The sequence below is a fragment of the Roseivirga sp. UBA838 genome (assembly GCF_002296035.1).
GTDB lineage: Bacteria > Bacteroidota > Bacteroidia > Cytophagales > Cyclobacteriaceae > Roseivirga > Roseivirga thermotolerans.
Map to the genome: position 1 here is coordinate 166271 of NZ_DBHC01000008.1, position 10903 is coordinate 177173.

Sequence of the window (10903 nt, forward strand, 5' to 3'; positions counted from 1 at the left end):
ACGCTTTTGTAGAAAAAATTACACACCTCAGCTTAATAAATGGCCCTGAGCATATTTTGTTCGAAGCGGCACGAACTTTTCTCCTTAAATGACCAAAAAAAAGAATTGATATGATGATTAGAAATAGAAACAAATGGATTGGAAGCCTGCTGGGAGTAACGGCTCTTATTGCCCTGAGCTCCTGCTCAGCCCAAAAAGACCTTATTGCTACCCAGGCAAGTAACATTGACAGTCTACAAACCAGCATGCAACAGTTGGTAGCCGAGCGCGACAACCTGCTGCAATACAATGAAGAATTACTGAAAGAGAACGATCGAATGCAAGAGCAAATAGCGGTGTTGAGAGCGAATATTGAGGCTCAAGACGAGCTATTGGAAGATAAAACGGATAAAGCCGAGCTTGTTGAAGAGTGGCAGCAGGAAACTGAAGCCATTGTAGCTACTTTTAAAGACTATGGTATTGATGTGATGGTAGAAGAAGGCATGATTCGGCTTTCGGTAGATGAAGGGCTATTATTTGAGTCGGGCAGTGCCAAAATCAACAATAGAGGCCAAATGCTGGTTGATAGAATAGCAGAAGGTATTATGCAAATGCGCCATGCGGAGATTATAGTGGAAGGTCATACGGACAGCGACCCACTCATTGGTCCCGAAAACAATTGGGATCTTTCGGTAGAGCGCTCCATGGCAGTTGTAGAGCGTATGATCCGTGAACATGATGTTTCGGCCCAAAAACTAATGGTTGCGGGTAAAAGCAAGTTCGACCCGGTGGCAAAAAACACCTCAGAAGCTATGAAGGCCCTGAACAGACGAGTTGAATTCATTATTGTTCCCAATGTTGAAACTCTACTGCAAGAGGTGGAATAGATTGAAACATCCATTAAAAATAGATATTTCCCAAAGCCCGAAATTCGGGCTTTGGGATTTGCTGAATCAAAAAATATTCTAAATGAATTTTATCCTGAGCCAAGCATGAAAGTATTACTGACGGGTGCTAACGGATATATAGGCAAACGCTTGCTTTACCTCTTACTGGAAAGAGATTTAGAGGTGGTGTGCTGTGTGCGCGATGCCGGCCGATTCAACCATGCTTTGGTCGATCATCCTCAACTAACCACAATAGAGGCCGATTTTCTAAAACCTGACACGCTCAATCACATCCCTCAAGACATTGATGCAGCATATTACCTGATGCACGCCATGTCTGTTTCCGGCAATGGTTTTGAAGACAGAGAAAAGCAAATGGCACAGAACTTTTTAGCCATTGCCACCCAGCGAAGCTTTGAACAAGTCATTTACCTGGGTGGAATTGCCAACGACAACGAACTATCGCCTCACCTGAGATCGAGGCTTAACACAGAAAAAATACTAAGTCGGGGGCCCTATAACTTCACTGCTTTGAGAGCCGGTATAATCGTGGGGTCGGGCAGTGGATCATTCGAAATAATCAGGGATCTGGTAGAAAAACTACCTCTAATGATTGCTCCTCGGTGGCTCAAAACCAAATCGCAACCTATTGCGGTGAACAATATTCTTGAAATACTCGACAAAACCTTACTCAACAAGGCCCTTTACAATAAGACCTTCGACATAGCCGGGCCTGAAGTAATGAGCTACAAGGAAATGCTGCTTCGCTTTGCCCGGGTAAGAGGCCTCAGGCGATTGATAGTGTCTGTGCCGGTACTAACCCCTCGACTGAGCTCCTACTGGCTATATTTTGTAACCTCAACCTCTTACGGACTGGCGCGACACCTGGTAGAGAGCATGAAAACTGAAGTAATTGCTAAACCCAACACACTAACCAAGCAGCTAGACATTGAACTAATTACTTATGAAGAAGCCGTTAGAAGAGCATTTTCGCGCATAAAGCAAAACCAATTGATATCGAGTTGGAAAGACGCTATGTCTAGTGAAACCATTAACAAGAGGTTCGAAGATCTGGTTGAAGTTCCTTCTTTCGGGTGCTTTAAAGATCACCGTCAAAGACCTGTTACTCATGAAGCTGCTGTGCTTAATAACCTATGGTCCATAGGGGGAGAAAGAGGATGGTACTATGGCAATTGGCTTTGGAAGTTGCGAGGACTTATAGATAAAATGGTGGGCGGTGTAGGGCTTAGAAGAGGTCGCACCCACCCCACTGCGATCAACTCGGGCGACTCGCTCGATTTTTGGCGGGTAATTGTAGCCGATAAAACCAATAAACGGCTCTTGCTTTTTGCCGAAATGAAACTACCTGGCGATGCCTGGCTGGAATTCAAAATAGATAAACACAATGTTCTCCATCAAACCGCTACTTTCAGGCCTAAGGGCATTTGGGGTAGGCTGTATTGGCTGGCCGTATGGCCCTTTCATGGCTTTGTATTCAATGGCATGATCAGTGGTATAGCTCAAACGAAATCTGTGGAGCCCAAAATCTAATGGCAATAAAGTTATTGAAAATACTCTTTAGAAGCTTGCTACGGAGTAGCCGCCAAAAAACGCAGGCTAAGCCTTGAAGTGTAATGAATTAAATATAATTAAAAACGACTGTTATGAAACCTATAGAGACCTTTGGTTATAAGAAAACCATACCCGAAGAAATTTACTTTCCTGCATTGAAGACGCTTTCTTTTTACCCGGAGCTAAAAAATGTTCGCATCATTTTTCGCTTTAATAAGCCCAATGGCCGAACGGTAATGAGTGCCCGGCCGGTAATTAAAAGTTTGTTTGGTGTGCTGGTGGAACGAGCTTATTACGTGAACATTAGCCGATTCATAAAACTAGGTAACGAAAGTTTAAAAATTGAAGACCTTCCTGAAGATGTTCTTATTGGCTGGCTGGGGCATGAGTTAGGCCATGTAATGGACTATAAAGACCGGTCAGTGCCCGGCATGATTTGGTTTGGACTCAACTATTGGCTGTCTGGCCACTTTGTGAAAGGAGCGGAACGGAAAGCCGATGAATATGCCGTGCAGCATGGCCTGGGCGACATGATTGTAAAAACGAAAAACTACATTTTGAGCCATGCCCAGATACCGAGAAAGTACAAAGAGAAGATGAAGCGGCTATATCTCTCTCCAGAGGAGATTATGCAGATGGTAGAAACCAATCAGCATAACAACGCGCAGCCCGCTCTTTAGGCTTCTAAAAAATGTTCGAACTCCTTTAGCGACTCCTCGTTCATCATTCGAGGGGTTTTTACCTGGCCTCCCTTCTGCTTTTTCTCAGCATTCCAACGGTGAAAGTCTTCGGCAGTAATTAGCCTTACATCTACTCCTTTCAATGCTTTTGACCGGGCCACCCTGTAGTTTTTATTCTTGGTTTTGAGCAGCTCGTCCAGAGCCTCTGAAACCTCCTGAGCATTGAGGTCTTTTGCAGTTCCCAGGCCCAAAAACCACAAATGATAAAACTCTCCTTCGCGTTGAACCGCTCCCACTGTAAACTCAGGAATTTCTGCTCCAAACCTTTCTTCCAACTCCTGAATAGCCTCATTCATTTTAGCCACCGAAAGCTGTGACCCCACTACATTGAGAAAGTGTTTTGTTCTGCCTGTTATTTTGATTTCAGCTCGCTCCAGATCAGTAAACTTTACTGTGTCGCCAATGCTATATCGCCAGGCTCCGCTCACAGTAGAAATAAGAATAGCATAATCTTTCTCTAGCTCAACTTCATTCAACGAGAGAGCCGGAGCCTCAGGAAACGGGCTCCCGTATTCATCGAAATACTTCTCCTCAAAGGGTATGAATTCAAAATAGATACCTGTGTTGAGAGAGAGTTGCATGGCCATATTTTGGTTGGGTCTGGCCTGATAGGCCAGAAAGCCTTCAGAGGCAAGGTAGGTATCGAGGTAAAGCATGGGTTTACTGGTGAGGCTATCGAAACTAGCCCTGTAAGGCTCAAAGGCTACCCCTCCCGAATTGTACACCGCCAGATTGGGCCACAAGTCGTGAATGCTCTCCACCTTATTCCATTCGATAACCTTTTTTAGCATCAGCTCAATCCATGAAGGTATACCGGAAATGGCTCCAATATCCCATTCAGGTGCTTTTTTTGCTATGGCTTCCACTCGCTCGTCCCAATCGTCTATACCGGCAATCTCCTCCCCCGGTTTGTAGTAGCCACGAAACCAAAAAGGTATATTACTGGCACTTATTCCACTAATTTCGCCTTCATAATGCCCATCCACTTCTTTTAAATCGGTGCTGCTGCCCAGCATCAGAATTTGTTTCTCAAAAAAACTATCGGGCAAGTCGTGTTCCGAAAGACTTAATACCTGTTTCAGACCGGTTTCACGAATGGCCTCAATCATCTCCTGAGTGACGGGGATGCGCTTGCTCTTGTTGCCGGTAGTTCCTGAGCTCAAGGCAAAATACTCCGGTGTACCCGGCCAACTAATATCAGGTAGTCCTTCAATAGTTTTGTGCCACCATGCCTCCTTCATCCGTTTGTAGTCAAATGTCGGCACACGGCTGCGAAAATCTTCCACAAGTGTCTCAGACCGGAGAAGCTCTTCAAAGGCATAGGCCTTGCCAAATACTGTATCTTTCGCCCGTTCGAGCAACTCGCGAAGCATGGTTTGCTGCAATTGGGAGGGGCTGTCGTTCGTTTCGGCTATTTGGCCTCCTACATCTATCGCTTTTTTAATGATTTTTCCGAGTAATGGCATAGTGTTATTCTTGTTTGCGCCCTATTTAATTCAAAGTTTAGACCAGATTAACCTTTACGGCTCAAGGGTTATTTGAAAAGGTGAAATGACCTGGCGTAACTTTCTATCCAAAGGTCTCCCTAAGTCGAATTGGTATTGGAGAGATTTTTGAATCACTATGATCAACTCAATAGCCTTACAGATGTTGGTGTGGATTATAATTTTTCTAATTATCACGGTGAGCACAGCCTTTCTTGCCTTTACGCAACGAAGTATTTCGCGCTCCAGGATACCTCGTTTCTTCTTTTTTTTGTTTGCTACGCTATTGCTGGCCACCTTATTTATTGAAATGATAAAGATGTAAGCAACGGAAGTTCAGCAACAACTTACTGTGAAACCGGCACTGATAAAGCCCATTTGCTGAGTATTTTGCTTTTTCAAATTGACAGTGGAATTACCTATTTGGAAATAACCGGGAAAAATGCTTTTCGCCATTGCCCCTGACTTTTTTAAATAAACTTACTACTTAGCCATAACCCGATGAATGGACGAATCGGCCAGGTTAGTACTAGACGGAGTAAACCCCGCAAAATATTTAAACTCCCGAACCAGGTGTGCTCTATCGGAATAACCCAGTTCATCGGCCAGGGTATTCCAGCAAGGTTTGGGGTTTTGGGTAATGCGCTCAATGGTATGGCTGAAGCGGGTAATGCGCTCGTAGGCCTTGGGACTCAATCCAAAATGACTTTTAAACAAGCGTTGTATTTGCCTGTCGCATAAATAAAAATTATCGCGTAAAGCTTTAGTGCTGAAAAGAGCGTTTCCGGTTCGCGTGGCTCCCACTGCTCTTACGAAAAACTCATTGGCAACCTTCTGCTCATCCACCCAGTCAATGAGAAACTCATCTACCAAAGCCACCTGCTTTTCCAAATTCTCTTCTTTAAGAAGGTGGTTTCTAAGCAAAGAGAATATGGGGTTGTCTAAAAATTGAGCTTCAATGAAAGCATTGTGTACACTGTTTAGCGGGAAACTGAAAATGGCAGAAAACCACTCGGGCTTTAGCGATATGCCGATAACCTGGCTGTTGCCATGCATTTTCCAATGCACGGGTTTGTCCATGAGCCCTACGACATAGTTGCTCGGAAACACCCTCCATTCATTATCAATCTTACCCAATTGAAGCTCTCCTCTTACCTGAATAATCCACTCGGCCGTACCCAGAGGCAAACAGGTTTGTTCCGTGGTAAGGCTGTTAGGCTCAAAGTCTGTTGTGGTTACCCAATAATGGCTAACAATTCCTGATAAATGAGCCGAAGGTTTAAAAGTGTAGTAAGAAGGCCTCATAAATGAATACCAGACTTTGCCAATACTGTATTTTGCCAAAGAAGGTTGCAGCAGGTAAAGAATACTGCTGCAACCTCTCTGTTTCTATGGGTTGAGTTTCTGATAGGTAACCTCTGTTTTGCATCCGGTGCACCCCTCTAACTCAATGGTTGTAAAACTTGTACTACCTGCCTGACGAACCAGTTGATAGCTATTGCACTTGGCTTTATTATTTCGGCACACATCCATATGGCTGTAATGTATCTGATATTCATTTTAGGATTCTTGAATAGTGAAAAACACCTATAAGGTTTCGAGAGGTCGTGCTGCAGGAACAATATTGCGGACGGGAGGAGTAGATTTGAGGTATTTAAAAATAGCCCTGAGTTCGTCTTCCTCCAGCTGAGCATAGTTTGGCCATGGCATTGGCGGCAGCAAATCGCGACTGGCTTCAACACCCTTATATTTGCCTTTGGTCATGGCTGTTTTAAACTGCTCGAAAGTCCAGTTGCCGATTCCTGTTTCGTCCGAACTAATGTTTGCCGCATAAGAGACGCCCCAGGGGCCCACGGCCACTGTGCTTTGGTGGCCAAAGAGTACCCATTCGCTTACCAGTTCTTTATTGACCGCAGGGAGTGGTTCATTTTGAGGGTGCCCTGAGAGCAAACGGGTGTTATCTTCTTCCGGACCAAATGCCGTAAAAACCTTGGGCGAATGACAGTCGCCACAACCAATGGTGGTAACCAGCTTTTTCCCTTTTAAAATTTCCTGCTGCTCTGTAAGTATTGGAGCCGTTATTTGCTGCTCCATAACAGGCGGTTGGCAAGCGGCTATTAGTCCTACTGCCAATGCCACCATGTAATTGACCTTGCTTTTCATAATGTTTGTTGTTGTAAGTTTTGAGTATGAATTTTTATGAAATTCAGTCACGAAATTAGAGCAGAGCCATCGCTGGAGTATTGAAAAAAAACGACATTCTAGCGAAAAGCACCTTGCTTTCAGAACTTTGCAAAGTGTGTAACCCAAAAAAACGGAAGGTCTACCGACTCAGACGAAAAACCCAGGCATGTTTCCCTTCTACACGACTGAACTTTATACCGGAGGTATCGATAATCAGCTTGCCTTTTCGGTAGTGCCAGGGCAAGTCGATAGAGTCATAACCTAAAAGATTGATTCGGGTTTCGCTATTGGGCCGGGGAATAGACAAAACCAACTCATCATCTGGCCATTGCATGGTAATGGCATATATATTACCCCGGTTTTGTGTATAGGCAATGTGTTGCTGCAGCGATTGGTAAGTGGCCTTCAACCCGTTTTCATTGCCTGCGAGGTTTACCAGTAAATTTTTTTGAGGGATGACCTCTTTCTTGCCATTGGGTGTTATCCAGTAGAGTTCCAGACGGGCATTGTGAGTTTTCTCAAAATATTCTATTCGTATGGGATACCTATTGTTTGCCTCTAAACTCAACACTCCCTGGCTTACTACTACCGCATCATTATCCATAACAGAGCCATTGGCTCCCTCGGGCGCATTCTTCCATTGGTTAATAACGAGTTGGTCATTGATCCACACCCGAACCCCATCATCGGCCAGTGCTTCTATCCGGAACGGGCCGCTTTGGTCTGGCCTCAAGTATCCTTCCCAAATGGCTGTAAACTCATCTTCCCTTATAGGACTTCCGGGGCTATTCCTTACCCAGTTAAAGTTTATTTGAGCATCCACTCGCTGCAAAGTGACCTGGCGCTCCTCACCACTTACGGTATACGTTTCGGCTCCATAAATGGCTTCCCCATTAATGGCCAGCCAGTCGCCTAATTGCATTAACCGATCTTGCTGTAAAAGCGGAATCTGACCATCAGCTGTTGGTCCCACATTAATAATCATTCCCCCACCATTGGCCACAGCTCTTACAAAACTGTGTACAAGTTCAGTACCGGTTAAGTAGGCTTGCAATTTTTCGAATCGGTTCAATCCAAACGAGCGCCCCAGGCCTCTTACCTCTGCCCACGGCCTGTCTGAGGTCTTTATTCCTGAGCTGTATTCCGGTGTAATAAAGCCCATTCCTTCGCTACCATTGCCCCACCGGTCGTTTACCACAGCATCTGCTCCCACCAAATTAAAGTACCAGGCTATTAATTCAGCGGCATGCCATTCTTCAGCCGAATTGAACCACTCTCCATCTGCAAAAATCAGATCTGGCCTGTAAGTGGCGACAAGCTCTTTGAATTGCGGAATCATGTGTTGCTCTACATATGGGCCAATGTTACGATGCGGGTCGGTATCCCAACGATGCAATGGGTGGTTCCATTCAGGCAATGAATAGTATAGCCCCATTCTAAGTCCTGCGTCTTTCACAGCCCGGGTCAGTTCTCCCACCAGATCACGCTTAGGCCCCACTTCCATACTGTTCCAGTTGCGGGCATACCGGCTTGGCCAAAGCGCATAACCATCGTGATGCTTGGCAACCATTACCACATATTTTGCACCTGCCTTGTGGAATATATGTGCCCATTCATCAGGGTTAAAAAGTTTTGCTTTGAAAAATGGAGCAAAGTCGTTGTAGGTAAATTTTTCGCCATAATTTTTTTTCATGAAGTTGGTTCTCAGCGAATCACCCAGCATCAATCCACGCAAATACCATTCTGCATAATCTTCTTTATTGCTGTATGCGGGAACAGAATAAACGCCCCAATGAATAAATACACCGAGTTTAGCATCGGTAAACCACTTGGGGTAAGGGCGGTTCTTCAATTCTTGCCAATTGGCCGAATAGACTTTTTGCCAACCGAAAGCCGGGGTATAACACAAAGTAACAGCCAACAACACAATAGAAACTAACCTCTTTTTCATGGGGCCACAGGAGTAAACCTCTAAGTTAAAGGAAATGGTGTGGAGATCTCGTTGAGGGAAAGTAATAAAGGCAAGCAAACCTTAGTCAGGAATTCTGGTTAGAGCTCAAAGCCTAATCTAATTACCCATGATCTTTTGTTTGGACTACGCGAAGGGTCATAGAAGAAGTCATAAAGTACGGTGGTATTAATTTTTATTTTCTCCTTAAGCACAAAACGTCTTCCAATACCAGCAAGTAAAGTATTATGCCATAGACTAGAGTATAGGTTGTCTTGTGAGTTGGTTAAATTATACTGGGTGGCCTCATAATTGGCTTGCAGGTAAAGGGCGGGGGTCACTTGATAGCGGGAAATACTTCTGATGCTTAACAAATTCTTTGCTAGATCATTATTTGTTGTGGTTTGGTCTATTTTCCCCAACCTAGCTCTTCCTGCTATTTCGAATCCGAATGCTAAACGTTTGTTTATTGGGTAAATCACATTGCCAGCAAAATCTATGGAAACTGGTTTTTCGGGAACGTAGGTAAGATTACCTCCAAACTTAAGCCTTTTCAGAAAAGGCTGATCTCTATAAGGATTGTACCTTTTGGGGGCTTCTTCCAAACTTTCCAAGCTTGGAAACTCTTCCTTGGCTTCCTGCATTTTAACCATAGCATCATCGAACCTCCCTTGTAGGCTTTCTCCAACGCTTTCTAGTTCCTTTGCCTTACTTTCTAATTTTTCTTTGACAAAATCGTTGGTCTGAAACTGATCCATATTTTGTCTGTAACCTTCAGGAAGTGGCTTATAAGCTTTCATCTTATCTATTTGCTTTTTGGCCAGTTGGGCTTCGGGTATACTCTCTACCTGAGCCAGCAATTCCTTATCCCAATCGCTGAATTGCGATTTATACTGCTCTAAATCTTCGAACAACTCAGCAGCCCTCTTATTCACCTTTCTCAGATTCTGAGCATTGAAAACATCTCTGGCCTTTAGACTATCGCGCTTTAAGGTTTCAATTGCTTCCAACTCCTTTATCTCGGAGATACTTTGTTTTACTTCATCCGATACCGGTAATTTTTCAGGCGTTTTCTTAATGTCTTCAACCAGTTGTTTGCGAATATCGGTAAAGGCTGTCTGCGTAGTATCATGCAATTCTTTTTCAAGATTGTTCTTACGCTCTTCAATGAGCCTATCAATCTCCTCATCTGACAACTCAGGATATTCTTTGGAGAGCCTGGCCTTACCTCTCTTTCTCAATTGCCTAAGCTCTTTTAAAAATTTGCTGTTGGAAGTTTGAAGCTCCCCAGAAGAGGTTTCAATTCCATTGTCATTCGAGAAATCAATACTCTGAGATAGCAAAACATTACTGGTGGTTAGTAATCCTAGCAATAGTAGAAGTAAATGTGTGTGCTTAAAGCCATTCATAGTAGCAATCTAGTCAATATATCTCTACTGTTTGCCCTTATTTTTCAGTTCAAGAATTTCTTGTTCCAACTGAAGTAGTTTTTTATTCTGTTCAATAATATACAGGGTCAGCTCTTCAATCTTCTCCAAAAGTTTGAGCTGCATATCGCCAACGTCCTGGCCGTTGGTTTCCACTTCTTTGGCACTAGGCACGTTCGGAAGGTGGGAGTTGGCCTTGATGTAGCTTTCCAATTCCGGTAGGCTTCTCAGTTCATAATCCGGCTTGAACACGTAATCGGGAACACTTCCAGGGGTGGCGGTTACTTTGACCTTTTTGGTTTCAATATTTCCATTGGCTATTAGGTTGTTCGCTAATTCCAAATTACCATGGCCATCTAAAGTAAAAAGTGCATTATCAGGATTTGCAGTCGCTGGACCTGTACCTGAACTTGCCTTGCTAATTATCCACCTATTAGAATGATCCTTATATGGATTACCCCAAAACCAATCACTGGTCTGTCCATAACTGTATGTCCCGGCACCTCTATAATTATTGTGACTGTATAAAATGATCCTTGATGCAGTATGATTTAAGCCTTGATCTGCTGAAAAGATTAATGTGCTACCTAAGTTGATGTTGGTATTAACCGTTGCGCTTCCTGTCACTATAAGGTTACCATTCACCGTTTCGTTTTGAGCATTTGAGTATGTAAAAACAGCC

Annotated in this window: 8 protein-coding genes and 1 pseudogene; 3 read left to right on the forward strand and 6 right to left on the reverse strand. The window is 43.9% G+C overall.

What is annotated here, in order from left to right; translation table 11 throughout:
• Positions 1 to 110: 110 nt before the first annotated feature.
• From B3O12_RS02655 to B3O12_RS02665, 3 genes are all read left to right on the forward strand, one after another.
• Positions 111 to 866, forward strand: a complete 756-nt coding sequence (locus B3O12_RS02655) for an OmpA family protein (protein WP_286755196.1) — start codon at positions 111 to 113, stop codon at positions 864 to 866.
• A gap of 105 nt (positions 867 to 971) precedes the next feature.
• Positions 972 to 2417: an SDR family oxidoreductase gene (locus tag B3O12_RS02660; RefSeq protein WP_286755197.1), complete on the forward strand. Its 1446-nt coding sequence runs from the start codon at positions 972 to 974 to the stop codon at positions 2415 to 2417.
• A gap of 113 nt (positions 2418 to 2530) precedes the next feature.
• A complete protein-coding gene (locus B3O12_RS02665; protein WP_286755198.1) occupies positions 2531 to 3118 on the forward strand; it encodes a hypothetical protein in 588 nt (195 codons plus the stop codon).
• Here B3O12_RS02665 and B3O12_RS02670 read toward each other — a convergent pair.
• From B3O12_RS02670 to B3O12_RS02695, 6 genes and pseudogenes are all read right to left on the reverse strand, one after another.
• Positions 3115 to 4644 (reverse strand): GH3 family domain-containing protein, encoded by a 1530-nt coding sequence (locus B3O12_RS02670; RefSeq protein ID WP_286755199.1) that lies wholly within the window; start codon positions 4642 to 4644, stop codon positions 3115 to 3117. The genes B3O12_RS02665 and B3O12_RS02670 overlap by 4 nt on opposite strands.
• Before the next feature lie 501 nt (positions 4645 to 5145).
• Positions 5146 to 5967: a helix-turn-helix domain-containing protein gene (locus B3O12_RS02675; RefSeq protein WP_286755200.1), complete on the reverse strand. Its 822-nt coding sequence runs from the start codon at positions 5965 to 5967 to the stop codon at positions 5146 to 5148.
• A 282-nt stretch (positions 5968 to 6249) separates the two neighbouring features.
• Complete coding sequence (locus B3O12_RS02680; RefSeq protein WP_286755201.1) at positions 6250 to 6825, reverse strand: c-type cytochrome; 576 nt, start codon at positions 6823 to 6825, stop codon at positions 6250 to 6252.
• 160 nt (positions 6826 to 6985) lie between these two features.
• Positions 6986 to 8797, reverse strand: a complete 1812-nt coding sequence (locus B3O12_RS02685) for an alpha-L-fucosidase (protein WP_286755202.1) — start codon at positions 8795 to 8797, stop codon at positions 6986 to 6988.
• Positions 8798 to 8895: 98 nt separating this feature from the next.
• Positions 8896 to 10035, reverse strand: a complete 1140-nt coding sequence (locus tag B3O12_RS02690; RefSeq protein WP_286755203.1) for a hypothetical protein — start codon at positions 10033 to 10035, stop codon at positions 8896 to 8898.
• Between the two features lie 192 nt (positions 10036 to 10227).
• A pseudogene (locus B3O12_RS02695) lies at positions 10228 to 10903 on the reverse strand (hypothetical protein); the annotation flags it as partial.